Origin of the sequence: Aeromonas sp. FDAARGOS 1417 (genome assembly GCF_019046985.1) — a bacterium.
Taxonomy (GTDB): domain Bacteria; phylum Pseudomonadota; class Gammaproteobacteria; order Enterobacterales; family Aeromonadaceae; genus Aeromonas; species Aeromonas veronii.
In genome coordinates, this window is the sequence record NZ_CP077221.1 from 1931563 (window position 1) to 1957425 (window position 25863).

Sequence of the window (25863 nt, forward strand, 5' to 3'; positions counted from 1 at the left end):
AACCCTGCCACGGCGGCGGGCTGGCCCTGACTGCATCCTCTTTGGCATCATGGCCTCTCGAACCTGAACAATGGCAGGAAGGCCCATGCAGCAGATTGTGTTTCTCGACAGCGATACCCTGGATGCGGGCATCACCCTGCATCACCCCGACTTCCCCCACCACTGGCAGAGCTATCCAAGTACTACCCCGGAACAGGTGGTGGAACGGCTCAAAGATGCCAGCATCGCTATCATCAACAAAGTACGGATCGGCGCCGCCGAACTGGCCCAGCTGCCTGAGCTCAAACTCATCGCCCTGGCCGCCACCGGCAGTGACAACGTGGATCTGGAAGCGTGCCGCGCCGCCAACGTCGGGGTGTGCAATATCCGCAATTACTCGGGCCCCTCGGTGCCGGAGCATGCCATGGCGCTGATGCTGGCCCTGTCGCGCAACCTCTTCTGCTGGCGCCAGTCGCTGCTGGAGGGGCGCTGGCAACAGAGCGGCCAGTTCTGCTTTTTCGACCACAACATCATGGATCTGCACGGCAAGCAGCTTGGCATCATCGGTAAGGGAACTCTGGGACAGGCGCTTGGCGAGCGGGCCAAAGGGATGGGGATGACAGTGCGTTACGCCCAGAGCCAGGTCGGCACCAGTCACGACGAGGATCGCCTACCCCTCGACGAGTTGCTGCAAAGTTCGGATGTGATCAGCCTGCACTGCCCGCTCACCCCCTACACCCGCAACCTCATTGGCGAGCGGGAGCTGGATCTGATGAAACCGGGCGCTCTGCTGATCAACGTCGGCCGCGGTGGGCTGGTGGATGAGGAGGCGCTGCTGCAAGCGCTGGCCAACGGCCGCCTCGGTGGCGCCGGTTTCGATGTGGCGAGCGTCGAACCCCCGCCCCCCGACCATCCCTTGATGAAGGCGCTGCAATACCCCCACTTCATTCTGACCCCCCATGTGGCCTGGGCCAGCGAGGAGTCGATGCAGCGACTGGCCGACCAGCTTATCGACAACATCAACGCCTTTGCCGCCGGTCGCCGCCAGCACCGGCTGGTGTAACCGCACGAGCGAGTCACCGCAAAATCGAGTGACCACACCATGCAAAACGGGACCAACAGGCCCCGTTTTGCATCTTCCGCACTCACTGCACACGCATCAATCGTCGTCATGCCATCTGTGCTTCTTATGCTTTTTGTACTTCTTGTGGTGCTTGTGATGGTGATGATCGTCGTCATCATCGTAATAGCGATCCTGGCTCTTATGACCATCGCCGGTCTTGGCACCGATGGCCGAACCGCTCGCCCCGCCGACCCCGGCGCCGATCAGCTGACCGGTATCACCACCGACACTCTTGCCGATGGCGGCACCGCCCAGCGCCCCCACCGCGCCGCCAAGGGCCGCTTCATTCTTGTTGCCCTTGTTGGCCGTCGCAGCCCCACCGGCAGCACCGCCCAACGCAGCCCCCACCAGCGCACCGGTATCGCCACCCAGCTCCTTGCCGATCATGGTGCCCGCCACACCACCTGCGCCGCCACCCAAAATGGTATTGAGGGTCTCGGAGGCGTGCACGGTCGCGCTGCCAGCCAGCAAGGCGCCCAGCAGTGCCAGTGCGCGAAGAGCACGCGAATTCATCTCCATGGGTACTCCTGTCAAACCTGATTAATATTCAGCGGCACTATACAAAGTGCCACGGGGTTCGCCAGCCAGCAGAAATGAGGGATGCGACAGTCAATGGCCGCACGGCCACCGCCCAAAATGGAAGAGTAAGATCAAGCAATTGAATTTAAAGATTAAAATCACCAAAAAGCCAAACTATTACGGCTGGGCGCCCCACAATCTGGTTGTCGTGTCCCGGCACAGACCCGCCGCGCTGGGACAAAAGCTGTCAGTCAGCAGCCTCATCCGCCAGATGCCAGCAGTCCCGGCCAGCCTCCTTGCTACGATAAAGGGCTGCATCAGCACGCTCGAAGATGGGGTCGGCAACGGGTGAATGGCAGGCGCCGCCGATACTCAAGGTGACCTGTCCCTTGTGCTCACGCCACTGTTGATGTCGCACCACGTCAAGCAGACAATTGAGCTTCTCCGCCAACTCATCCTGTGGCTGTTGCAGCAGAGCGGCAAACTCATCGCCACCAATCCGGTAAACCGTGCTCACCCCCAGCACATCAGCAAGACAGTTGGCCACCCGACACAGCACCTGATCGCCGAAGGCATGACCCCGACTGTCATTGAGTCCTTTGAAGTGATCAATATCAAACAGCAGCAGCCAGAAGCGCTCCCCCCTCAGCTCCAGCGCGCTCTTGTGCTGCTCGAAGGCTCGCCGGTTCATGATACCGGTCAGAGGGTCCCGCAACAGCGCATCCTGCCCCTTGAGGAAGCTGGCCCTGACCTGATCGATCTCGTTCAGGCTGCGTCGCACAAACCAGGTATTGGCCTTGGTGATAGGGGGAGAACTCTCCAGATTGCGCACGATACCGGTCAGTGACCCCGACACCAGCGCCTGCTCCTGGCGGAAGATCCGCACCAGCAGACTCAGCGTGCAACACCAGATGGCAAACAGGGAGATCAATGGCAAAACCACCATCTGCAGCGCCTCATAGAGGCTGTTGCGAAACAGCACGGGCGGCAGATAGATATTGAGATCCCAGCCAATATCCGCCAGCTCGCGCTTAAGGAAAGTGCCATGACACAACACATCCAGACCGAGCCACTGCTGGCCCTGATGTTGCTCGATGGGATGATCTGCCAGCAGATCCATATTGCTGCCCACCACCAGCTGGCCGCTGTCGCGCAAGGTAAGATAGAGTGCGGCCTGATTGCCACCAACCGTCCGCTGTAGCGCCTGCTGCAGCGAGTCGAACGACATGTCGACCATCAGCAGCCCCAGCAGTTGCCCCTGATCGTCCCGCACCCGTTTAATCAGGCTGAGTATCAGTTCATTGGTATTGTATTCAGGGTAGGGGCCAAACCAGACGAGCTCGTCGCCCGGCATGGTGGTCACCTGATACCAGGGTCGCAGCGCCGCCTGATAACCGGGGGGCGGTAGCCAGTCCGGGTAGCTGTCGATACGATCCGCGTTCAGGTTGTAAAAGTAGATGTAGTGGTTGCCTGGTTTGATCTTGTGCGCAATGGCCCAGATGGGGGAGTCGGCCAGCCCGCCGCGAGCGATCTTCTCCTTGTCGAGCGAGGCCTCCAGCACCGCCAGTTGCCGCTCATTGACCTTCACCATCTCGTGGATCAGGGACGCTTCAACGGAGGATGCCATGTGGCCGAAACCGGATACCGTCATGTCGATATCCCTCAGATAGCTGGCAATAGCCATGATGATCGTCACTATCAGGATCATCAAACCAATCAATGCAGAGAGGGGGACCAGCACATAGTAGCGTTTATTGAGATACGAACGGCTCACATCACATCCGAACCAAGAAAACATACGGGGATTGTGGGAGAGAAAGGAGAGTGAATCATTGATTAATATCACTTTCGCGCCCCTTAAATGACATTTCCAACATTAACGAAACTTCAAGGTTCGCAAACGAATATCAACTGACAGGAAAAACGCTAGTTACCCCAGGTTAACCCCGCTCTGCATTGCGGGTGTTATAGTCTATACCTGATTCGGCAGGCGCTGGACACACCGTCCATCACCGGCTGCAACGCCAAGCAGAACAAGGAGATGTTATGAGCAGTCCGTTTATCGAACAGATCAAAGCACGTCGTACCATCTATGCCCTGGGCGACCAGGTGTCCCACACGCCGGAGCGGCTGACGGCCCTGATCCAGGATGCCATCAGACACAGCCCTTCCTCCTTCAACTCCCAGAGCTCCCGTGCCGTCATCCTGTTTGGCGCCCAGCACCACAAGCTGTGGGATATCGTCAAAGCCGAGCTGAAAAAGATTGTGCCGCCGGAGGCCTACGCCCAGAGTGAGGCCAAGGTAGATGGCAGCTTCCGCGCAGGCTTTGGTACCGTGCTGTTCTTCGAAGACACCGATGTCATCAAGGATCTGCAGCAAAAATTTGCCCTCTACGCCGACAACTTCCCCATCTGGTCGGAACATGCCACCGGCATCGCCCAGTTTGCGGTCTGGACGACGCTGGCGCAGGAGAAAGTAGGTGCCTCCCTGCAACACTACAACCCCCTCATCGACGAGGCGGTACGCAAGGAGTGGAACCTGCCCGCCAGCTGGCTGCTGCGTGCCCAGATGCCCTTTGGCAGCATCAAGCAACCGGCCGGCGACAAGACCTTTATCGACGACGCTACCCGTTTCCGCGTTTTCAAATAACCGTTGAGAAAGCAAAACGCCCCCGCATCTCGGGGGCGTTTTTATTGCGGCATACAGTGTTGATGGCGATGGTTCATACCGCAATCTGCGGTCATAACGCGCTCTATCCACCGCTCAGGCGGGCAGCGTCACCAACAGGGACGCCTCCCTAGGCTCCACCTTCACCTCGCACCAGTCGCGGATCACCGCCACCACCGCCGGATTGAGCGGCGCATCGCCCCCTACCTGCACCACGGTGCAACCTGCACGCAGGGCACTCTCGATATCGGCCGGGGCATCCTCGAACACCAAGCAATGAGCGGGCGAGACGCCAAGCCGTTCAGCCCCCAGCAGATATGGCTCGGGATCGGGCTTGCCATTGATCACAGCTTCGGCCCCCACCAGCAGGTTGGGCAGCGGCAAACCGGCACAATTCAGGCGGTGATGGGCAACCCGCTCACTGGCGGAGGTCACGATGGCCCAAAGCTCTGGCGACAAACGGCCCAGCAACTCGCCAGCCCCTGCGATGGCGTCACCGCCGGTATGCTGCATCTCCAGCTCGTCGAGCCGCGCCGCTTCCCGCTCCACATCCAGCTGCGGGGCCAGCGCCCGGATCACCTCACGCGAGCGCATGCCGTGGCACATCGCCAGCACCGGCTCTGGGGCAAGCTGATGATGCTGGCACCAGAGCCGCCACACCTTCTCCACATCGCCGGTCGAGCAGACCAGGGTGCCATCCATATCGAGCAGCAGGGCGGATACAGACAGGGTGATCGTGTTCATGCCAGCACTCATACAGGCTCTCATACAGACACCCCGGCCAACTCGGGCAGAGAGCCAGAGAGCGCATCGGCAAGGGCCTGCTGCTGGGCGGCACGCTCATAACAAGCGAGCGCCTGCTCGGCACTGCCAGCCCACACCAGCAAGGGGCCGACCACAAAACCCTGTTGCAGCAGGCTGGCGAGCAGCTCCCCCGTCTCCGGGGCCGCCAATGGCTGGGCCAGCACCAGCGTGCCCTTGATCAAAAAGAGATAGCGTTGGGTAGACATGATATGGCTCCTTGTTCCGGTTCAGAGGAGGGCGATTCCCCCCTTGCCGAGCCATTAGAACAAGGCGATTAGATAATTTATAATCAATAAATCGCCACCTTGGATAACCAATTGGAATGAAATTCGACTTGAGGCAACTACATGCGTTTGTGACGCTGGCCGACACCGCCAACTACCGGGAAGCGGCCAGCCGCCTCTTTATCACCCAACCGGCCCTCACCAAGCAGATCCAGGGGCTGGAGCAGACGCTGGGCTGCACCCTGTTCAAACGGGGCCGCCACGGTGCCGAGCTGACAGCACTCGGTGCCCAGCTGCTCACTCAGGCGAGTGCGCTGGTCGAGCACGGTCGGGAGTTCGAAAGCCATGCGCTGGCGGTGGCGAGCGGCGTGGCCGGTCGACTCAAAATTGGCTTCGGTCTGTCGAGTTTCGCACTGGCCCCTGCGCTGGTGGCCCGCTTCAAACAGCAGGTCACGGACGTGATGGTCCATCTGCAGGATATGCCCTCCGCCATCCAGCAGGAGCAGTTGCTCTCCGGCCAGTTGCAGCTTGGCTTTATGCGCAGACCTCAGATGCCCCAGTTGCAGGAACACAGACTGCTGATCGACCGGCTGGTGCTGGCGGTGCCGACACGGATGACCGAGCCAGACCCGGCCGCATTCGACGTCCAGCAGGCACTGACCAGTCAACCCCTGTTGCAGATGGTGGGCCACCGCTGCCCTGGGCTCAGCCAGCAGATCGCCGGTTTTCTCGGCGCCAATCGGCTGACCGGCATGGTTCAGGAGGCCGAAGATATCCAGACGCTGGTGGCGCTGGTCGCGGCGGGCATCGGCAATGCCATCCTGCCGCGCAGCGTCAGCTTTATCGCAGGACCCGATGTCACCCTCTATCCTCTCTCTGGTCCCAGCTCCGAGTGGGAAGTCAGCATGGTATGGAATCCGGACTTTGCCGACCCCATCCGGGATCACTTCGTCAGGCAGGTGATCGCCAGCCATCCCCTGCCGGTGTCGGCCACACCCGAGCGCTGAAACCAACGCTCGCTGGTTGCTAACACCGTGACCAACCAAAAAACAGTGCGCCCCCAGAAGGGGGCGCATGCAGGACAAAAGCGGCAATGCGGCTCAACAGCTGGCGCAGTGACTACGGTTTTTACCCGCCCCCTTGGCGCAATAAAGCGCCGCATCGGCCGCGGCCAGCAACGCCCCTTCCCCCTCCAGCAGTTGCTCTGCCGTGTAGGTAGCAATGCCAATGCTGGCGCTAAGCTGAATATTATTTGCCACCACTATGTCGAGATCGTTGATGGCCTGGCGGATCTCCTCTCCAATCCGCTGGGCCGCATCTCGATCGGTATTGCCGAGGATCAGGGCAAACTCGTCCCCACCAAAACGGCAGGGAAGATCCGCCGGACGCTGGCAGAAGGACTGCAGAAGATGGCCCACCAGCTGGAGGGAGCCATCCCCCATCTGATGACCAAGATGGTCATTGCACGCCTTGAAGTTATCCAGATCCAGCATGATGAGGGAGAGCGGAGTATGTTCACGCATGCTGCGCCGCCACTCGTTATGCAAAAAGCTGTTGAACAGCCGCCGATTGGCCAGCCCGGTCAGGGGATCATGTTGGGAGAGGCTGGCAACTTCCAGCTCCAGCAGCTTGCGCTCGGTGATATTGATATGGGCGATGGAAAAATACTCGGCATCAAGCCCGGGTACCGGCGCGACTCGCATCATAAACCAGCGCTGGGTGTCGGGGCTGTGGCAGGGGTATTCCAGATAGAACTTCTCCTGCTGATGACGGATAACCCGGAGGATCCCCTCCACGGCAGCCAATCCAGAGGGCTCGGATTCAGCGTCACAAGCCCCCATGTAATTGACCCCAATCCAGTTATATCCCTTGGGCATGCCGTTTTGCTCGGCAAACAGATCCCAGGCGAGATTGGTGTAATGGATCACGCCATCCCGATCTATCACCGATATCTGGTCTTCCAGCGAATCCAGCAGCGCAGCCAGATGATGGGCTCGCTCGGCGAAGTGACTCTGCCGCGTCTGTATATCATCCGCCATGGTGGCCATCCTGTGGCAAAAGTGGCATACCGCCATCTATTAACAATTAAGTCAGCAGATAGAGTAAAGCACCCCGTTCCCACTTAGCCAACTGAGACCAAATTTCACCATCGCACATCATCCGGCAAGGTTTCAGGCCAGTTTCCCTGTTCCGGATAACAAGAGCACATCATGAGCATATGTATCTGATAAGTCACATTTAATGACCACACCACTGATTTTCACAGGGGATGCCATCTCCTTCCCCATCCATCTTGGTACCAGGGCAGTTTTGTAAAAACCAGGTTGCCTCCTCGCAGGAGGTCATCTGGGAGCAATGCTGCCGACCATCACACTGGCGAATAAAGGTCGTTGTCTGTGGCGTGCTCACAGTGGTGCTGACCTCCTTCTGATTGAAAGATGAGACCGGCAATGGCGCCATCGACTCGGCCGAGAAACGGGAATAGATGGAAAAGAGGCCGACGAGCACCAGCAGGGGGATCAGTTTTCCACTCCAACTGCTCTTGCGACGTCGATAGGGGTTACTTCGCTCTCTGGTCGAGGTGGGTCGTGGCGGCTGACTTGCCGCCCGAAACGATGGCGCCGCTGATGATGCGGTCGATCTTGCTGCTGATGGTGCGGCCGACGGCACTGCATCCGCCAACGTGAGCGGGCGATCGGGGAAAAAAACCTGTAACGCCCTCGGTTTGCCATCCTGGCCACTGCCGATCAGATAGGTGACACGCTCCCCCGGCTCGGGCAAGCGACCATCTGATTGCAGCGCAGTAACATGCACAAACAGCCCTGCACTGCGTGATCCATTGATTATCTGCTCGGCGCCATTTTGCTCCGGCGTAATAAATCCAAAGCCGCGCGCCTCGTTCCAGCTCGCGATCCGTCCCTGATAACGCATCTGTCCATCCTTGTTGTTATCCATGTGAGCACTATATTGCCCGACAATCATGTTGCCCAAAAGCGCTGCGGCCCGACAGAGGGCCGCTGAGTCAATCTCAACACGGTGCTCGGGTGCTGCCTGCGTTAAGGATCAAGCCAGCCGGGACACCTTGATGATCTCGGCGATACGGCCCAGCATCCGCAGCGAGGTGTGATGCTCGGTGGCATCTGCGGCGGCGCAGGCATCCTCCAGAATGGTAATGGCGTAGTCCCTGTCATGACCATCCCGCGCTGCCGCCTGAATGGCCCAGCTGGTGCTCACCCCGCACAGATGGAGGTGGTCGATGTGATTGGCCCGCAGCGCAGGCTCCAGCGCCGTGCCATAGAAGGGGCTGACCCTGGGCTTGGTCAGCACCAGATCGCCAGGCTGCACATCCAGACCAGGATGAAAGTCGGTGCCGCTGTCAGCCAAAGAGAGCGCCCCCAACTGGTGAGCGCGACCAAACATGGGGGAGCCCTTGGGTTGCAGCTGATAGCCGCCGTCAAAGCCCACCTTGATCAGCACCACCAGCCAGCCGTTGGCACGGGCATGGGCCAGCGCCTGATTAGCATGCGCGATGGCATCCTGCTCCAGCACATGGGCTGCGGAGGCGGCGATGCGCCCGTCGGGGTGGGCGATGTCGTTGATAAAATCGATCACCAGCAGTGCCTTGTTCATCACCTTTGCTCCTTCGCGCATTCAGCCCGTGTTATCTGATTCCGACCTGTCAAACCAGCCCCAGTGCATAGCGCAGCGCCATCTCCTTGAACGGGCCTGCCTTGTCCGCCAGATTGAGGGCCAGATTGCGGGCCAGCTTGAGGGGGCCAATCTCGTTGCTGAATACCCCGTAGAAGAGATCCATTCCCGACTGCATCAGCAGGTTGTCGGGGCGACGGCGTCGCTCGTAACGCTCGGCCAACGCCAGCTGATGCCAGTCGGCGCCAGCTCCTTGCAGCAGATCAGTCCAGCAGGCCACATCCTTGAAGCCGAGGTTGACCCCCTGCCCCGCCAGCGGGTTGATGGTGTGGGCAGCATCGCCAAGCAGCACCACCCGACCGACGTGATAGTCGTTGGCGTGGCGGCGCACCAGCGGGAAGCTCCCCTTGCCGGTGACGGTGAACCCACCGAGCCGACTCGGGAAGTGGCGGCGCACTTCGGCGGCGAGCGCCTCGTTGCTCATGGCTGCCAGCGCCCGGATCCGGGCCGGGCTGTCATACCACACCAGAGAGCCGTGCTGGCCTGGTAGTGGCAGGAAGGCGCGCGGGCCGCTCGGGGTGAACTGCTGCCAGGTGATATCTTCCTGCGCAAAGTCGGTGTCGATATTGATCAACATGCAGTGCTGGCGGTACTCGAAGCGCGATACGCCGATACCCGCCAGCTTGCGGGTGTGGGATTCGGCACCATCGCAAGCCAGCACCCAGCGGGCCGCCAGCTCGGTGCCGTCGTCCAGAGTCAGCACAGCTTCATCTGCACTCTGGCGCAGGCTGGTCACCGCCGCCGGGGTGTGGGTCTGGATGGTGGGGAAATCCTCCATCCGTTTGAGCAGGGCGAGCTGCACCAGCCGGTTTTCGATGATGTAGCCGAGCTGGGGCAGACCGAGATCGGCGGCATTGAAGCGGGTGGCAAAACCGTCCAGCTCCCAGGTCTCCAGCCGGCGATAGGGGCAGAGCCGCATCTGCTGCAGATGGTGCCAGGCACCGGCCTGCTCCAGCAGCGCCACCGAGGCCTGACTGATGGCGGAGACCCGCAGATCCAGCGGCTGCTCCGGCGCGTAATGCTCCGGCAGTTGGGTCTCGATGACCCGCACCGAGAGGCCCTGAGCCGCCAGCAGACAGGCGGTGGCGGCGCCCACCATGCCGGCGCCGACGATGGCGATATCACACTGTTCCATACATTTATTCCTGAAAGGGTGCGTCCGGCGACAGCGCCCGGACGTGAACCGGATGGCTGCATGATAGCGCAAGGGCGGCTGATAAACAGTGAGACAAACGGGGAATTGCTGCGTCAAATCAAGGAGAAAGCTTATTGAGCTTGCTGGCAACAGGTATCGGGTGAGCACCATTGCCAGCTGGATATTAGCTAGGCAGTATCCAGATTGCGGAGTAAAATGCGCGGTCCTTTGACCATGCCGATTTCAAAACAAGTCAAGAGAAGCAATGAGCAAGAAACTTCACATTAAAACCTGGGGTTGCCAGATGAACGAGTATGACTCGTCCAAAATGGCCGACCTGTTGGATGCCAGCAATGGCTACACCCTTACCGAAGAGCCCGAAGAGGCAGATGTCTTGCTGCTCAATACCTGCTCCATCCGCGAAAAGGCGCAGGAGAAGGTGTTCCACCAGCTGGGACGCTGGAAAAAGCTCAAGGCCAACAAGCCCGGTCTGGTGATCGGCGTGGGTGGCTGCGTTGCCTCTCAGGAGGGCGATGCCATCCGCCAGCGCGCTCCCTATGTGGATATCGTGTTCGGCCCGCAGACCCTGCATCGCCTGCCCGCCATGATCAAGGAAGTGCAAGAGGGCCGTGGTGCCCAGGTTGATATCGCCTTCCCCGAGATCGAAAAATTCGACAGCCTGCCCGAACCGCGCGCCGAAGGGGCCACCGCGTTCGTCTCCATCATGGAAGGCTGCTCCAAATACTGTACTTACTGCGTGGTGCCCTACACCCGCGGTGAAGAGGTGAGCCGTCCGCTGGACGACGTGCTCTACGAAATCGCCCAGCTCGCCCAGCAGGGCGTGCGCGAAGTGAATCTGCTCGGCCAGAACGTCAACGCTTACCGCGGCCCGACCTTTGATGGCGGCATCTGCACCTTCGCCGAGTTGCTGCGTCTGGTAGCCGCCATCGACGGTATCGATCGCATTCGCTACACCACCAGCCACCCGATCGAGTTCACCGACGACATCATCGAAGTCTACAAAGACACCCCGGAAGTGGTCAGCTTCCTGCACCTGCCGGTGCAGAGCGGCTCCGACCGTATTCTGACCATGATGAAGCGCCCGCACACCATCCTGGAGTACAAATCCAAGATCCGTCGCCTGCGTGCCGCCCGTCCCGACATCACCATCAGCTCCGACTTCATCGTTGGCTTCCCGAACGAGACGGACGAAGACTTTGAAGCGACCATGAAGCTGATCGAGGATGTGGGTTTCGACATGAGCTTCAGCTTCATCTTCAGCCCGCGCCCGGGCACCCCGGCCGCCGACATGCCTGACGATGTCGACATGGAAGTGAAGAAAGCCCGTCTGGCACGCCTGCAGCACGTCATCAACAACCAGGCGATGCAGATTGGCCGCGCCATGCTGGGCACCACCCAGCGCATCCTGGTGGAAGGGCCCTCCAAGCTCGACCCGATGCAGCTGTGTGGCCGCACCGAGAACAACCGGGTGGTCAACTTCGAAGGCCAGCACACCCTGATCGGCGGCTTTGCCGACGTGGAGATCACCGAGGTGCGTCCCAACTCCCTGCGCGGCAAGTTCATCCGCGGCGAGAGCGAGATGAACCTGCGGATCGCCACCGCCCCGAGCGAAATCCTGGCCCGTCGCCCGGATAACGTACCGGACGAGCTGGGCGTTGCCGCCTTCACTCCCCATTAATCCCCTCCTCCCCATTCGCCCGGCGGATGGGGAGCGCCTTGAGACGAGGATATTTTGAGCCGACACATCTCGACCCTGAATCTGCATCTGGAGCCCGCCGACAACCAGCGCCTTGCCAGCCTGTGCGGCCCCTTCGATGACAACATCAAGCAGCTGGAGCGCCGCCTCGGCGTCGAGATCAGCTACCGTGACAGCCACTTCCAGCTGGTGGGCAAACCGGCCCAGCTGGATGCCGCCGCCGTCATCCTCAAGCACCTCTATGTGGAAACCCAGCCCCTCAAGGGTGGCAAGGTGACCGACATCACTCCCGACATGGTCCATCTGGCCATTCAGGAGTCGCGGGTGCTGGAGCAGGATGACGAACCGGCGCCGAGCATCCCCTATGGCAAGGAGGTGACGGTCAAGACCAAGCGCGGTCTCATCAAACCACGCAGCCCCAATCAGGCCCAATACATCGCCAATATCGTGCGCCACGATATCTGCTTCGGCATAGGCCCGGCCGGTACCGGCAAGACCTATCTGGCGGTCGCGGCGGCGGTGGATGCGCTGGAGCGTCAGGAAATTCGCCGCATTTTGCTGACTCGCCCGGCGGTGGAAGCGGGGGAGAAGCTCGGCTTCCTGCCCGGGGATCTATCCCAGAAGGTGGATCCTTACCTGCGCCCGCTCTACGACGCCCTGTTCGAGATGCTGGGCTTTGAGCGGGTCGAGAAGCTGATGGAGCGCAACATCATCGAAGTGGCGCCGCTCGCCTATATGCGCGGAAGAACCCTCAATGACGCCTTTATCATTCTCGATGAGGCCCAGAACACCACCACCGAGCAGATGAAGATGTTCCTGACCCGCATCGGTTTCAACTCCAAGGCGGTGGTCACCGGTGATATCACCCAGGTAGACCTGCCGCGCAACGCCAAATCCGGCCTGCGCCATGCTCTGGAAGTGCTGCAAGGGGTCGATGGTCTGTCGTTCAACTTCTTCGAGTCCAAAGACGTGGTGCGCCACCCGGTGGTGGCCCGTATCGTGCAGGCCTATGAGGCGTTCGACGCCAAACAGGCCGCCGAGAAGGTGGCTGGCCAAACAAACTCCAGCAAAGAGAGTGAGCAATGAGCGTAACCCTAGATCTGCAACTGGCCAGTGCCAGCACCGACGGCCTGCCCACCGAAGCCCAGCTGCAAGGCTGGCTCGACGGCACCATTCTCGGCTTCCAGCAGGAGGCTGAAGTGACGGTGCGTATCGTCGACGAGGCGGAGAGCAACGAACTCAACCTCACCTATCGCGGCAAGGACAAGCCCACCAACGTGCTCTCCTTCCCGTTCGAGGCGCCACCCGGTCTGGAGCTGCCGCTGCTCGGCGATCTGGTGATCTGCCGTCAGGTAGTAGAGCGCGAGGCCGAGGAGCAGGGCAAGCCCCTCATGGCACACTGGGCCCACATGGTTGTGCACGGCAGTCTGCATCTGCTAGGTTATGACCATATCGAGGATGAGGAAGCCGAAGAGATGGAAGCGCTTGAGCGCGACATCATGCAGGAGCTCGGTTTTGCCGATCCTTATCTGAACGACGAAGAGTAAAACGCCGGACGGTCATCGACTTGAAACAGCAGATGACCATCCTTATATAACCCGAACAATTTCAAGTGTGTTTAAGCGAGTAACCAAGAGAAAAAATGACCGACGATCACCCTAGTACCGGCTCGCCGAAGAAAACCTGGCTCGACAAACTCAGCCAACTCTTCCAGGGCGAGCCAAAAGACCGCAATGATTTGGTAGACGTGATAGCCGATGCCGAAGAGCGCGACCTCATCGATCAGGACACCAAGGACATGATCGAGGGGGTGCTGGAGATCGCCGATCTTCGCGTGCGCGATATCATGATCCCCCGCTCCCAGATGGTGACCATCGAGAAGTCCCAACCGGTGGATGCAATCCTGCCGGTGATCATCGAGTCCGGTCACTCCCGCTTCCCGGTGATCAACGAGGACAAGGATCATGTGGAGGGCATACTGCTCGCCAAGGATCTGCTCCCCTTCGGGTTTGGCGGCCATCACGCCAGCGAGCCGCTGCAGCTCGAGAAAATCTTGCGCCCCACGGTGATCGTGCCGGAAAGCAAACGGGTTGACCGTCTGCTCAAGGAGTTCCGTGAAGAGCGCTACCACATGGCCATCGTGGTCGACGAATTTGGTGGCGTCTCCGGTCTGGTGACCATCGAAGACATACTGGAACTGATCGTTGGCGAGATCGACGACGAGTTTGACGACATCGAGGATGAGCCGGACGAAATCCGCCGCCTCAGCAAGCGGGTCTTCTCCATCAGCGCCCTGACCGAGATCGAGGATTTCAACGACTTCTTCGGCACCAAATTCAGCGATGAAGAGGTGGATACGGTAGGCGGTCTGGTGATGCACGCCTTCAGCCACCTGCCCAAGAAGGGCGAGGAGATCGAGCTGGATGGCTACCTGTTCAAGGTGATGCATGCCGACCGGCGTCGTCTGCAGCAGTTGCAGGTGAAGATCCCCGAGCACCATGCGGCGGCGCAATCCGAGCCGCAGTAAGCAGACCCGCTCAATGTGTGAAACAACGCCCCGACCTCGGGGCGTTGTGCTCTCTGCCACCGGCATCGAGGCTCGCCGTTGCCCCGCTTACAGGTTAAGATACCGGCCATTCGACCCCAGTTGCACACCAAGACGAGCACCATCGCCCGTGAGATTATCCCCTGTTACTTCCAAAATTCTGTTAAGCCTCAGTGCATTGGCCTCTGGTGCCATCGCAGTGCTGGCCTTCTCCCCCTTCGGCTACTGGCCGCTGGTGATCCCCTCCCTGCTTGGCCTCTACGCCCTGCTGGACAAAGCCACGCCGAAACAGGCCGCCTGGCGCGGTTTTGGCTACGCCATGGGACTCTTTTTACCGGGGCTGTGGTGGATCCATGTCAGCATGACCGAGTTTGGCGGCATCCCGCTGCCGGTCGCCTTCGTGCTGCTGGCCGGGCTCTCCGCCTATCTGGCTCTCTACCCGACGCTCGCCTGCTGGGTCTTTGCCCGCTTCTTTGGCGGCCGTCACTGGAGCCGCTGGCTGCTCGCCTTCCCGGCCCTGTGGTTAGTGGCTGACTGGCTACGTGGCTGGGTGATGACCGGTTTCCCATGGCTCTGGTTTGGTTACAGCCAGATCGACGGCCCCCTCAAGGGCTTTGCCCCCATTCTCGGGGTGCAGGGCATCACCCTCGCCCTGTTGCTGTCCGCCTCCGCTATCTGGCTGGTGTGGAAATCCCGCTCCCCGCTCTGGCTGGCGGTGCCCGCCCTGCTGACTGCCGGCGCTCACGGCCTGATGCAGCTCAACTGGGTAACCCGTGGCGAGCCGGTCAAGGTGGCACTGGTGCAGGGCAATATCGCCCAGTCCCTCAAGTGGGATCCGGAGGCGCTGGCCCCCACGGTGCGTACCTATCAGGATTTGAGCCGCGACAATCAGGATGCCGACATCATCGTCTGGCCAGAGTCGGCGATCCCGGCAATAGAGAAGGCGATGGGCCCCTATCTGGAGAATCTGGACAAGGCGATGAAGGTGAACGAGACCGGCCTGCTGGCGGGGATCATCCACTACGACGAGGATAAGCAACGCTTCTACAACACCGTGCTCGGCATGGGGGTACAGGATGCGGATGGCAAGGAGTCCTACTTCTACGGCCACCCCAACCGCTACAACAAATACCATCTGCTGCCCATCGGCGAGTTCGTGCCATTTGAAGATCTGCTGCGCCCCATCGCCCCCTTCTTCAACCTGCCGATGTCCTCCTTCAGCCGGGGTGACGAAGTGCAGCCCAACCTGATCGCCAAGGGGCTCAAGTTTGCCGCCGCCATCTGCTACGAGATCATCTTCCCGGAAGAGGTGCGCCGCAACGTCAACCCGGATACCGACTTCCTGCTGACCGTCTCCAACGACGCCTGGTTCGGCACCAGCATCGGCCCCTGGCAGCATATGGAGATCGCCCGGATGCGTGCGCTGGAGCTGGCTCGTCCGCTGCTGCGCGATACCAACACCGGCATCACCATCGTGACCGAGATCGATGGCAGCATCATCGGCCAGATCCCGCAGTTTGAAGCGGGTGTGCTGCGCAGCGAGGTGCGTCCCGCCCACGGCGAGACCCCCTACATGCGCTTTGGCAGCTGGCCCCTCTACGGTCTGACCGTGCTGCTGCTGGGTCTGGCGCTGGCGCTGCGCCCCAAGGCTCACCCCTGGGCCCGCGAACTGTAATGACCACCCGCAACCCCCGATAAACAACGAGGCGCCCGCAGGCGCCTCGTTTTTTTACGACAGCTAATCACTTATCTTTTTGCAGGCAGCAGATCACATAGCCGTAACTGCCCAGATATTGGCGGTGGATGGCCACCTCCCGGCTCAAGTCCTGCCAGGCAGCACTCTCCCCCAGCTCGTCACGATAGCGCACCAGATTGACCTCGATAGGGTCCAGATAGTTATTCCAGGCGCTCATCGGCAAGGGAGTGTGTGACAGGCAGCGGTAGCCTGCCGCTTGTACCGTCTCAAGCAGGCCCGCCAGCGTCTGCATGGCGGGATAATCCTGCTGCCAGAATGCCAATGCCGCCTCGGGCGGGTTATCGGTCAGCCAGACCGCATCACTCAGCACGATGCAAGCCTGCGGGCTCGCGAGCAGCGGACGCCACGCCTTCAGTGCATTGGCAACCCCCATCACGTAAGCGCTCCCCTCTGCCCAGATGAGGTCGGCCGGTGCCAGATCGTCCGGCAGTGCCGCCATGTTGGCACAGAGGGTGGAGACATGCTCAAAGCCCGCAGCACGGGCGGAGTGCGCCACGGCGGCCAGTGCCTCCTCTTCCAGATCGATGGCCACAATGTCGGCATCGGTCACCTGAGCCAGCGCCATGGTCGAGGCACCGCGCCCGCAACCCATATCGAGGATCCGGCGCGGCCGGATGGGCAAGGCGGCAAACTGCTGCTGGGTGAAGGCGCGATCCCCCGGCCCCCAGTAACTCATGCCATCCAGCAGCTGGATAAAGTCCTTGATGTAACGCTCATGTTCATTCATGTCTTTGCTCAACCATTGCAAGTGGTAGCGATCTTTCTCGCTAAAACCCTGTTTCATCACCCACGCGAAGTAGGCCTCAGGTGCCTCGCGCTGCAGTTGCAGCTGCCAGGCCTTGAATTCCTCACCGGAGCGCGGGCGCAGCCCTGCCAGATCCGCCAACAGATCCCGGGCGCGCTGCATCCGCGCCAGCTCCTCATCCAGCTCCCTGACCCGGGCCTGCAATGCCGCTTGATCTATCTCGCCAGCCAGACAGGCGAGGCACTGCTTGAGGCTGAGACCACCCGCCTGCAGGGCCTGAACCATCTGCAGTCGCTGCAGATCCCCCTCGTCATAGTGGCGATAGCCGTTGGCGGCCCGGGTACCGGCAATCACCCCCAGCTTCTCGTAATAGAGCAGGGTGGAGCGGGCGAGACCGCAGCGGCGGGCCAGTTCGGATATTTTCATGGCAATCACTCACGGTGCAGGCCATCAGGTGACCCGATAGAGACAAGCTTAAACTGTGAAGCTATAGACAGGTCAACGCCCTTTTCCAGAGATCCGCCAACAAAAACGGCCACCCTCGGGTGGCCGTTGTCAGCGCTATCTGTGATAAAGCGGCGATAGAGCAGCGATGCTACCGGCTCAAAGACCGGCCGCCTCCAGATGCTCCACCAGCAGCTGCACGCTGCGGTTGCCGCGCCACTCGTTGACGTCAAGCCGGTAGACAAGCCGCACCCGCTTGACCGAGGCATCGGGCCAGCGCTTGAGATCGACGCCAAAGGCGATGGCATCCACCGCATGACCGGAATCGGTTGTCAGCATCATCTTGAGGTGCTTCTCCCCCACCAGCCGCTGCTGCACCAGCACGAACTCGCCGTCGAACAGCGGCTCGGGGAAGGCCTGACCCCAGGGGCCGGAGGCGCGAATAAGCTCCGCCAGCTCGAGGTTGAGCTCGTCTGGCAACAACTCGCCATCGGTGAGCAGCACCCCGGTCAAAAGCTCTGGTGTCACCAGCTCGCTGATGACCGCCTCAAAGGCCCGACCGAACGCCTCGATATTGGTCTTGGGCAGGGTCAACCCCGCCGCCATGGCATGGCCGCCAAACTTGCCCATCAGGCCCGGATGGCGGGTATCGAGCAGCTCCAGCGCATCGCGCAGATGCACCCCGGGGATGGAGCGGCCGGAGCCCTTGAGTTCGGTCTCGCTGCTCTCGGCAAACGCGATGACCGGGCGGTAGTACTTCTCCTTCACCTTGGAGGCCACCAGCCCCACCACCCCCTGATGCCACTCGTCCCGATGCAGCACTATGCCGGAGGGCACCTCGCCATCGCGAAAACGGATCTGCTCCAGGGTGGCGAGGGCCTCCTGCTGCATCCCCTGCTCGATCTCCTTGCGCTCCTGATTGAGGCTGTCCATCTCGGCCGCAAGCTGGCGCGCCAGATTGAGATCATCGCAGAGCAGACAGGCGACCCCGAGGGACATGTCATCGAGGCGACCCACCGCATTGAGGCGTGGCCCCAGTGCAAAACCGAGGTCGGCGGCGGTGAGGCGACGACCATCGCGGCCCGACACATCCACCAGCGCCTGAATGCCGGGGCGACAGCGCCCGGCCCGGATCCGCTGCAAGCCCTGATGGACCAGAATGCGGTTGTTGCCATCGAGCGCCACCACATCGGCCACCGTGCCAAGCGCCACCAGATCGAGATAATCCGCCACATTAGGGGCGCGCAACCCTTGCCGTTCGTACCAGCCAAGCTGACGCAGATGGGTGTTGAGGGCCGCCATCAGGTAGAAAGCGACCCCGACCCCGGCCAGCGACTTGGAGGGGAAATCGCAGCCGTGCTGGTTCGGGTTGACGATGGCATCGGCGTCAGGCAGCTCCTGACCCGGCAAATGGTGATCGGTAACCAGTACCTGCATGCCGACCGCCTTGGCCGCAGCCACCCCGGCGATGCTGGAGATGCCGTTATCCACCGTGATCAGAAACTCGGCGCCACGGGCCACCGCCAGCTCGACAATTTCGGGGGTAAGGCCGTAGCCAAACTCGAAGCGATTGGGCACCAGAAAATCGATATGGCGGCCACCCATGGCGCGCAGGGCCAGCACACACAGGGCCGAACTGGTGGCACCATCGCAGTCAAAGTCGCCGACGATAAGGATCCGTTTCTGGGCAGTCAGGGCATCCGCCAGCAGCGGCACCGCCTGCTCCATCCCATAGAGGCGCTGGGGCGGCAACAGCTGGCTGGCGCTGCGCTCCAGCAGGGCGGGATCCTCTACGCCACGGCTGGCGAAGATTTGGCGAAGCAGGGGATGCAGGTTGGCAGGCAGATGGGAATCATCAACTCGCGGACGACGACGGATTTGCAGGGACATCAATATGATCCAGTATCTTGAGCAGCTGTTCGGGGCTCTGATACCCGCGCACCAGATCCCCGTCGGAGGAGACCCAGGCCGGCAGTACCTTGACCCCCAACCATTGGCTCAGGCCAATATTTTGGATAAGGGTCTCACTACATGCCGTTTGAGGCAAATAGGCTTTTAACGGATCATTTTGCAGCAGGGGATCGCTGCACCAGTCGGCGGCACGTTCGGCGTGATCAATCACCGGATAGAGAGCCACGCTCACCCCGGATGCCTGCAGGTGTTGCAAGGTGCCGGAGAGCTGACGGCGCTTTGCGTCCTGCTCACCGAGAAACAGCGCAACCCGGTGACGCTCATCCCGGGCCTTGAGCACGATGGGGGCATGAGCCACCTGCGCCAGACCAAGTCGGCGCTGCTCGCGCATACCCGAGATGGTCAGGTTCTTCATGTCGCGGGTCATATCAAGCATGACCCCCTGCACCACATAATCCCCTTTGGCATCGCTGTAAAGCACCCCCTGTGAGGTGCCCAGCATATACAACCCCGCGATCGGGGTCGGTTCAACCAGATAGACGGGGACCCCCAGCCGGGCTGTGATGGTCTGTTTCAAGGCTTGGGTATCCATCCCCGCTCTGGCAGCAAATGTGCACAAAAGCATCATTCCCAGTAGTAAATACTTCACTTGTTTACTCACGTGGTATGAATGAATCGACCCAGCAAACTACAGCAGCACAGCTCATCATTCAACCAGCTACTTACCAAAAAATTAATATCACTTTGTACCAAAAAAATGGTTCCCCCCGATTGCCAAGGACTCATAACGCCCGCAAGCTAGTCAGGACGACAGGAACAACGCGGCTTAGCCTCTGTTTTTCCTGACAAGAGTTCGCCCTTTGGCAAGGGTAATCAACGCGCTATCTTGTTTAATTTCGGAGGAAATAATGAGTCTGATTCAAGAGTTCAAATCCTTTGCCGCCCGCGGCAACGTCATCGATATGGCGGTCGGTATCATCATAGGTGCCGCCTTCGGCAAAATTGTCTCCTCTTTTGTCGGTGACGTGATCATGCCGCCCATAGGCCTGATCCTGGGCGGCGTGGACTTCAGCGACCTGGCGGTCACCCTGAAGGCCGCAGAAGGTGCAACACCCGCCGTGGTCATCGCCTATGGCAAGTTCATCCAGACCATCATCGACTTTCTGATCATCTCTTTTGCCATCTTCATGGGACTGAAAGCCATCAACACCCTGAAGAAGAAGCAGGAAGAGGAAGCCGCCGCCCCGGCAGGCCCGACCAAGGATCAGGAGCTGCTGACCGAGATCCGTGATCTGCTGAAATCCCAGCAAGGGAAATAAGCGCCATCTCCTGTCGTGTAGAGATAAAAAAACCGCCTGCTGGCGGTTTTTTGTTTTTGGGAGGCCAGCCACTCAAGCTCTGGGGTGATGCTCCCCGTGCAGCGCCTTGAGTCGCTCGTTGGCCACATGGGTGTAGATCTGGGTAGTGGAGAGATCCGCATGGCCCAGCAGCATCTGTACCACCCGCAGATCGGCGCCGTGGTTGAGCAGATGGGTGGCAAAGGCGTGGCGCAAGGTATGGGGGGATAGCTCGCCGTTAATCCCGGCCCGCAGGGCATAGAGCTTGATGCGATGCCAGAAGGTCTGGCGGGTCATCATACGGGCCTGCTTGGAGGGAAACACCACATCCGAGCTGGTGCCCCCCAGCAGCAGGGTACGAGCCTCCCGGTAGTAACGCTCCAGCCAGTACATCGCCTCCTCGCCCATCGGCACCAACCGTTCCTTGTTGCCCTTGCCCACCACCCGCACCAGCCCCTGCCGCAGGCTGACATGCTCGGCAGTCAGCCCCACCAGCTCGGAAACCCGCAAGCCGGTGGCGTAGAGCAGCTCCAGCATCGCCTTGTCCCGCAGCTCCAGCGGGTCATCCACCAGCGGCGCACTCAGCAACGCATCCACCTCCGTTTCGCTTAAATCGGAGGGGAGTTTTTTCGGCAGCTTGGGCCCCTCCAGCAGCACGGTCGGATCATCGCTGCGCAGCTTCTCACGGTTGAGATACTGATAGAAACGGCGCAGGGCCGACAGGAAGCGGGCGGTGCTGCTGGCCGCAAACTGGTGATCGACCCGCCAGGCGAGGTAGTGCTGGATCTCGTCCATCCCCGCCAGCAGCAGCGAGCTCCCCTGCTCGTCGAGCCAGAGGGAGAACTTCTCCAGATCGCTGCGATAGGAGCTGACCGTGTTGTCAGACAATCCCCGCTCCAGCCAGAGGGCGTCGAGGAAGGGTTCAATCAGGGGATGTGGGTCAGGCTTGCTCATGGTGCGCTGCAATCAGGGGAAAGATGGCCCATTGTAACGCGCCAACTCCTTGGAAAGACAAGGCACTTTCATTGGAAAGATAAGGCACGTTTGCCACACCCCTTGCCGGGCGGTGAAGGTCGAATGGCAATCTGCTAGACTGGCGCCCTCCCCTTACGTTACCCATCGTGTTGCCAACATGGCACAGCCCACACGAGCATGCGAGAACGCGCCAAAAGCAAGCGAGAAAGCGCCAACAGAGAGAAGAGCGATGAAGATTGGTCTGTTTTACGGTTCCACCACCTGCTACACCGAGATGGCTGCCGAGAAGATCCGCGCCCTCATCGGCCCCGAGCTGGTGGATATTCACAATATCAAGGATGTCTCCCTACGCCTGATGGAGGATTACGAGATCCTGATCCTCGGAATCTCCACCTGGGATTTTGGCGAACTGCAGGAGGACTGGGAGTCCCGCTGGGAAGATATCACCGATCTCCATCTGGAGGGGCGCATCGTGGCCCTGTTTGGCCTCGGCGATCAGCTCGGTTATGGCGAATGGTTCCAGGACGCCCTCGGCATGCTGCACGATCAGCTGGTGCCAAAAGGGGTCAAGCTGGTGGGATACTGGCCCAACGAAGGGTACGAATTCGATGCCTCCAAGGCACTGATCGACGATGGCCGTCACTTCGTCGGGCTGGCCCTTGATGATGCCAACCAATATGACCAGACCGATCCGCGCATCGAGCAGTGGGTCGAGCAGATCCTGAGCGAAATCCACGCCCTGCTCTGATCTTTTTCACTCATCTCAAGGCGGCCACTCCCTGTGGATGTGGCTGCCCGGGCGCAGTTATCGCACCGATTTTCTCAATCGGTATCATCGCATGACGCTATAGCGACTTTTTTGTGCTGGTCTGCAACAATGGACTCGACATCCCATAACAATCAGAGCCGGATGTCGGAAGCAAACGGACAGACCAGAAAAGGATATTCTATGACCCCATTCTCCCTGTTGGCCCCCGCCATTGCCCGTGACGTGCTCGATCACGCACTGGCGCTGGGTGCCGATTTCGCCGAGCTGTTTGTGGAGCGCAAGCGCCGCAGCCAGCTCAGCCTGCTCTCCAGCCAGATAGAGAACATCAGCGGCGGCCTCGATTTCGGCATCGGTGTGCGCCTCTGTTACGGCCACAAGGTGCTCTACGGCTACACCAATCTGGCAAGCCGCGACGAGCTGCTGCGCATCGTCACCCTGCTGGCGGCCAAAGACCGCCGCGACCCCGTGGTGACCGCCACCGCCTTCGATTTCACCCGCCTGAGCGATCGCAACCCGGTGGCCCTGCCCCTGTCGGCAGACAAGCTGCTGGAGCAGAAGATCGCCTATCTGCACGCCATGGATGCGGCGGCCCGCGCCGAGAGCGACAAGGTGAGCCAGTTCTCCGGCAACGTGCTGGGCTGGGAGCAGGAGGTGGAAATCTTCAACAGCGAAGGGGTGCAAGTGGCCGATCGCCGCCACTACAACCGCATCATGGCCCAGACTATCGCCATGGAAGGGAGCGAGCAGAGCGTCGGTTACGAGGCCCCCGGCGCCCTGATGGGGTGGGAGCATGCCGATCGCATCGATCCGCGCGAGCTGGCGCTCACCGCCACCCGTCAGGCACTGGTGAAACTGGGCGCGGCTCCCTGCCCGAGCGGCACCCTGCCGGTCATCATGGAGAACGGCTTTGGCGGCGTCATCTTCCACGAGGCGTGCGGTCATCTGCTGGAGACCACCTCGGTGGCCAAGAAGGCGTCGGTGTTCCACGACAAGATGGGCCAGCTTATCGCCAATCCGGTGGTCAATGCGGTGGACGAGGGACTGCAAGGCAACGCCTGGGGCTCCATCAACGTCGATGACGAGGGGATGGCGACCCAGCATACCCAGCTCATCAAGGACGGCGTCCTGACCGGTTTTCTGGTGGACAGAATGGGTGCCCTCAAAACGGGCTACGCCCGCACCGGCTCGGGGCGGCGCGAATCCTACAAGTACGCCCCCACCTCGCGCATGCGCAACACCTATATCGAACCGGGCAACCACAGCCTCGACGATATGCTGGCCACCGTCGAACATGGCATCTACGCCAAGAAGATGGGGGGCGGCTCGGTACAGCCCGGCACCGGTGAATTCAACTTCAATGTGCAAGAGGCCTACCTCATCGAGCACGGCAAAATCACCAAGCCGCTCAAGTCAGCCACCCTGATCGGCACCGGCCCGCAGGTGCTGAAAGAGATCTCCATGGTGGGCCGCAATCTGGCGCTGGCCGCCGGTATGTGCGGCTCGGTGTCGGGCTCGGTGCCGACCTCGGTGGGCCAACCCGCACTCAAAGTGGACAACATTCTGGTGGGAGGGAACGCCTGATGAGCCAACTCGACATGAACCAACTGCTCACCCGCCTGCTGGATAAAGTGGCTGATCTCGGTGCCGAAGCAGACATCATCGCCAATCAGGAGAGAGCCTTCTCCCTCAAGGCAGACAAGAGCGAGCTGGGTGAATACAAGGTGACCAGCAGCCAGCAGCTCGGTATTCGCCTGATAAAAGAGGGTCGGGTCGGCATCGCCTACTCGGAATCCCTCGATGAGCTGGCGCTGGATGCCATGCTGCAGGATGCGCTCGATGCCAGCCGCTTTGCCAAGGTGGATCCGGATCAGCGCATCTCGGTGGCCAATAGCTGGATCACCACAGATTGCGCCGAGATCAACCAGCCCGATACCACGCCGGTTGAGGAGAAGATCGCCCTGGCCCTGCGCCTCGAATCAGACATGCTAGCCATGCCCGATGTGAGCGGCGCCCCCTACAACAGCTTCTTCGAAGGGGAGAGCCAGCTCTGGCTCGCCAACAGTCAGGGCACCCTCTGCCAGCACGGCGAGTTCAGCGTAGGCTGCTACACCTCGGCGCTGGTGGAACGGGATGGCCGCCAGTCGATGCACTCACAGGGGCAGTATGGCCGTCGCTTCGACGAGCTGGATAGTCAGGCCCTGATCGAGCAGATCTACGCCATCGCCGATGGTCTGCTGCCCGGTGAAGCGGTGCCGAGCGGTCGCTACAGCGTCATCTTCAGTACCAACTGCTTTGCCAGCCTGTTTGGCTGCTTTCAGGGCGTGCTGTCGGGCAAGTGGGCCCAGCAGGGGATCAACCCCTGGCGCAGCAAGGTCGGCCAGAGCGTGGCGTCACGCTGGCTCACTCTGGAGAGCAGGGTCTATATGCCGGGCGGCATGAACATCAAGGCGTTTGATGGCGAGGGGGCGGCCAGCTCGGATCTGCTGCTGATTGGCGAAGGGGAGCTGAAAACCCTGCTCCACAACAGCGCCACCGCCCGCCACTTTGGCGTCGCCAGCAACGGCTCGGCCGCTCGCGGTGCCCGCAGCGCCCTTGATGTGACCGCTCGCCACCTGGTGTTTGGCGCGGGCCCCCACTGCGAAGCGGAAGTGCAAAGCGGCGACTATCTGGAGCTGGTCAAGCTGGATGGCCTGCATTCGGGTGCCGATGCGGTGAGCGGCGACTTCTCCTTTGGCGCGTCGGGTTTCCTCTGTCGCGATGGCGTTCGCCTGCAGCCGGTGCGCGGCATCACGGTAGCGGGTAACTTCTATCGCCTGCTGGGCGAGCTGGAAGCGGTCGGTGACACCCTGCACCACAACGATGGCAAGGGCTTCTACGCCCCGCAGATCCGTTTTGGCGGGCTCTCCGTCGCAGGCAAGTAAACGCCCCAACGAAACCTGTAAGTAAGAAAAAGGCGCCTGATGGCGCCTTTTTCTCGTTATCTCGTCCGCCTTGAGGCCTGACTCAGGGCGAGAGCGGCTCGCGATGATACTCGGCGCAGCCGCATTCGGGGCAGGTGTCGAGCTGTTGTGGGTGCAGCACGGTATGGCGCCAGCCACACTGGTCGCACACCATGACCCCGAGCCCTACCCAGTCACCCGCTTCGTAAACACCCTTATGCTCCAGCTCGTCGGCCAGCTCGCGCCACTCCACCTGGGCGCGGTCGGTCACATCCGCCAGCCAGGACCAGGCGGTGTCTTTGAGGGCCAGCATAAAGGCAGACTCTTCCACCTGCGCACTATCGTCATGGCGCCCCTCGTCATAGTTGCCCAGATCCCGCTTCACGTACTCGGCGATGAGCGCCAGTTCGTCTTGGGTCAGGTCGCTGGCAGCCTCCAGATAGGCCTGCACCTTGGCAATCATCCGGTTGAGGCGCTCCCCCTGGAACTCTTCAGTCTCTTGCCACTGCTTTTGCAGCTCGGCAATGAAGGCTTCGTACCCTTTTTGACGTTTGTCCATGGCTCTA

Annotated in this window: 25 protein-coding genes; 12 read left to right on the plus strand and 13 right to left on the minus strand. The window is 60.8% G+C overall.

Annotated elements, in window-relative coordinates:
* Positions 1–85: 85 nt before the first annotated feature.
* Positions 86–1042, plus strand: coding sequence for a D-2-hydroxyacid dehydrogenase (locus I6L47_RS08700; protein WP_021229760.1), 957 nt, complete (start codon positions 86–88; stop codon positions 1040–1042).
* A 96-nt stretch (positions 1043–1138) separates the two neighbouring features.
* Here I6L47_RS08700 and I6L47_RS08705 read toward each other — a convergent pair whose 3' ends face one another.
* Positions 1139–1621 (minus strand): YMGG-like glycine zipper-containing protein, encoded by a 483-nt coding sequence (locus I6L47_RS08705; protein WP_043822238.1) that lies wholly within the window; start codon positions 1619–1621, stop codon positions 1139–1141.
* 247 nt (positions 1622–1868) lie between these two features.
* Positions 1869–3419, minus strand: coding sequence for a sensor domain-containing diguanylate cyclase (locus I6L47_RS08710; protein ID WP_162516197.1), 1551 nt, complete (start codon positions 3417–3419; stop codon positions 1869–1871).
* A 248-nt stretch (positions 3420–3667) separates the two neighbouring features.
* Between I6L47_RS08710 and I6L47_RS08715 the strand changes: the two genes are divergently transcribed.
* Complete coding sequence (locus I6L47_RS08715; protein WP_047438005.1) at positions 3668–4270, plus strand: nitroreductase family protein; 603 nt, start codon at positions 3668–3670, stop codon at positions 4268–4270.
* A gap of 114 nt (positions 4271–4384) precedes the next feature.
* On the opposite strand, the gene I6L47_RS08720 is transcribed toward I6L47_RS08715, so the two are convergent.
* Positions 4385–5032 (minus strand): HAD-IA family hydrolase, encoded by a 648-nt coding sequence (locus I6L47_RS08720; protein WP_216949113.1) that lies wholly within the window; start codon positions 5030–5032, stop codon positions 4385–4387.
* 20 nt (positions 5033–5052) lie between these two features.
* Positions 5053–5298, minus strand: coding sequence for a hypothetical protein (locus I6L47_RS08725; RefSeq protein WP_167573433.1), 246 nt, complete (start codon positions 5296–5298; stop codon positions 5053–5055).
* Positions 5299–5414: 116 nt separating this feature from the next.
* Here I6L47_RS08725 and I6L47_RS08730 point away from each other — a divergent pair, with 116 nt between their 5' ends.
* Entirely contained in the window at positions 5415–6323 is a 909-nt protein-coding gene (locus I6L47_RS08730) for a LysR family transcriptional regulator (RefSeq protein WP_201907065.1), read from the plus strand.
* Positions 6324–6416: 93 nt separating this feature from the next.
* On the opposite strand, the gene I6L47_RS08735 is transcribed toward I6L47_RS08730, so the two are convergent.
* From I6L47_RS08735 to I6L47_RS08750, 4 genes are all read right to left on the minus strand, one after another.
* Positions 6417–7355, minus strand: coding sequence for a sensor domain-containing diguanylate cyclase (locus tag I6L47_RS08735; RefSeq protein WP_005335125.1), 939 nt, complete (start codon positions 7353–7355; stop codon positions 6417–6419).
* Between the two features lie 199 nt (positions 7356–7554).
* Entirely contained in the window at positions 7555–8247 is a 693-nt protein-coding gene (locus tag I6L47_RS08740) for an excalibur calcium-binding domain-containing protein (RefSeq protein WP_216949332.1), read from the minus strand.
* A 132-nt stretch (positions 8248–8379) separates the two neighbouring features.
* On the minus strand, positions 8380–8946 hold the full coding sequence (locus tag I6L47_RS08745) for a cysteine hydrolase family protein (RefSeq protein ID WP_216949114.1): 567 nt from the start codon (positions 8944–8946) through the stop codon (positions 8380–8382).
* 49 nt (positions 8947–8995) lie between these two features.
* Complete coding sequence (locus tag I6L47_RS08750; protein WP_216949115.1) at positions 8996–10159, minus strand: FAD-dependent oxidoreductase; 1164 nt, start codon at positions 10157–10159, stop codon at positions 8996–8998.
* A gap of 265 nt (positions 10160–10424) precedes the next feature.
* On the opposite strand from I6L47_RS08750, the gene miaB reads away from it, so the two are divergent.
* The 5 genes from miaB to lnt all read left to right on the plus strand — a co-directional run bounded on the left by miaB (position 10425) and on the right by lnt (position 16096).
* On the plus strand, positions 10425–11858 hold the full coding sequence (miaB, locus tag I6L47_RS08755) for a tRNA (N6-isopentenyl adenosine(37)-C2)-methylthiotransferase MiaB (protein ID WP_005335132.1): 1434 nt from the start codon (positions 10425–10427) through the stop codon (positions 11856–11858).
* Positions 11859–11912: 54 nt separating this feature from the next.
* Entirely contained in the window at positions 11913–12962 is a 1050-nt protein-coding gene (locus I6L47_RS08760; protein ID WP_128814851.1) for a PhoH family protein, read from the plus strand.
* The gene (gene ybeY, locus I6L47_RS08765; RefSeq protein WP_005354089.1) at positions 12959–13423 is read left to right on the plus strand and encodes an rRNA maturation RNase YbeY; all 465 of its coding nucleotides are present in this window, start codon (positions 12959–12961) and stop codon (positions 13421–13423) included. The genes I6L47_RS08760 and ybeY overlap by 4 nt, the downstream gene beginning before the upstream one ends.
* Before the next feature lie 95 nt (positions 13424–13518).
* Positions 13519–14403, plus strand: a complete 885-nt coding sequence (gene corC / locus I6L47_RS08770; protein ID WP_005354092.1) for a CNNM family magnesium/cobalt transport protein CorC — start codon at positions 13519–13521, stop codon at positions 14401–14403.
* Between the two features lie 148 nt (positions 14404–14551).
* Positions 14552–16096, plus strand: coding sequence for an apolipoprotein N-acyltransferase (gene lnt, locus I6L47_RS08775; protein ID WP_216949116.1), 1545 nt, complete (start codon positions 14552–14554; stop codon positions 16094–16096).
* Positions 16097–16163: 67 nt separating this feature from the next.
* Here the strand turns inward: lnt and I6L47_RS08780 are convergent, their stop codons facing one another.
* From I6L47_RS08780 to I6L47_RS08790, 3 genes are all read right to left on the minus strand, one after another.
* Positions 16164–17348 carry a MerR family transcriptional regulator gene (locus tag I6L47_RS08780; RefSeq protein ID WP_216949117.1) on the minus strand — a complete coding sequence of 395 codons (1185 nt, stop codon included), beginning with the start codon at positions 17346–17348 and terminating at the stop codon, positions 16164–16166.
* Between the two features lie 177 nt (positions 17349–17525).
* Positions 17526–19256 (minus strand): single-stranded-DNA-specific exonuclease RecJ, encoded by a 1731-nt coding sequence (gene recJ / locus I6L47_RS08785; RefSeq protein WP_216949118.1) that lies wholly within the window; start codon positions 19254–19256, stop codon positions 17526–17528.
* Positions 19222–19869 carry a disulfide isomerase DsbC N-terminal domain-containing protein gene (locus I6L47_RS08790; protein ID WP_005335146.1) on the minus strand — a complete coding sequence of 216 codons (648 nt, stop codon included), beginning with the start codon at positions 19867–19869 and terminating at the stop codon, positions 19222–19224. Before I6L47_RS08790 ends, recJ begins: the two co-directional genes overlap by 35 nt.
* A 316-nt stretch (positions 19870–20185) precedes the next feature.
* Here I6L47_RS08790 and mscL point away from each other — a divergent pair, with 316 nt between their 5' ends.
* Entirely contained in the window at positions 20186–20596 is a 411-nt protein-coding gene (gene mscL / locus I6L47_RS08795) for a large-conductance mechanosensitive channel protein MscL (RefSeq protein WP_216949119.1), read from the plus strand.
* A 72-nt stretch (positions 20597–20668) separates the two neighbouring features.
* Here mscL and xerD read toward each other — a convergent pair whose 3' ends face one another.
* Entirely contained in the window at positions 20669–21568 is a 900-nt protein-coding gene (xerD, locus tag I6L47_RS08800) for a site-specific tyrosine recombinase XerD (RefSeq protein ID WP_199427339.1), read from the minus strand.
* A 250-nt stretch (positions 21569–21818) separates the two neighbouring features.
* Between xerD and fldB the strand changes: the two genes are divergently transcribed.
* The 3 genes from fldB (at position 21819) to I6L47_RS08815 (ending at position 25279) form a co-directional block, all read left to right on the plus strand.
* Positions 21819–22337, plus strand: coding sequence for a flavodoxin FldB (gene fldB, locus I6L47_RS08805; RefSeq protein WP_069554118.1), 519 nt, complete (start codon positions 21819–21821; stop codon positions 22335–22337).
* Between the two features lie 201 nt (positions 22338–22538).
* Positions 22539–23939 carry a TldD/PmbA family protein gene (locus tag I6L47_RS08810; protein ID WP_139733460.1) on the plus strand — a complete coding sequence of 467 codons (1401 nt, stop codon included), beginning with the start codon at positions 22539–22541 and terminating at the stop codon, positions 23937–23939.
* On the plus strand, positions 23939–25279 hold the full coding sequence (locus I6L47_RS08815) for a TldD/PmbA family protein (protein WP_216949120.1): 1341 nt from the start codon (positions 23939–23941) through the stop codon (positions 25277–25279). The genes I6L47_RS08810 and I6L47_RS08815 overlap by 1 nt, the downstream gene beginning before the upstream one ends.
* A gap of 82 nt (positions 25280–25361) precedes the next feature.
* Here the strand turns inward: I6L47_RS08815 and I6L47_RS08820 are convergent, their stop codons facing one another.
* Positions 25362–25856: a zinc ribbon-containing protein gene (locus tag I6L47_RS08820; protein ID WP_005335155.1), complete on the minus strand. Its 495-nt coding sequence runs from the start codon at positions 25854–25856 to the stop codon at positions 25362–25364.
* Positions 25857–25863 lie beyond the last annotated feature (7 nt).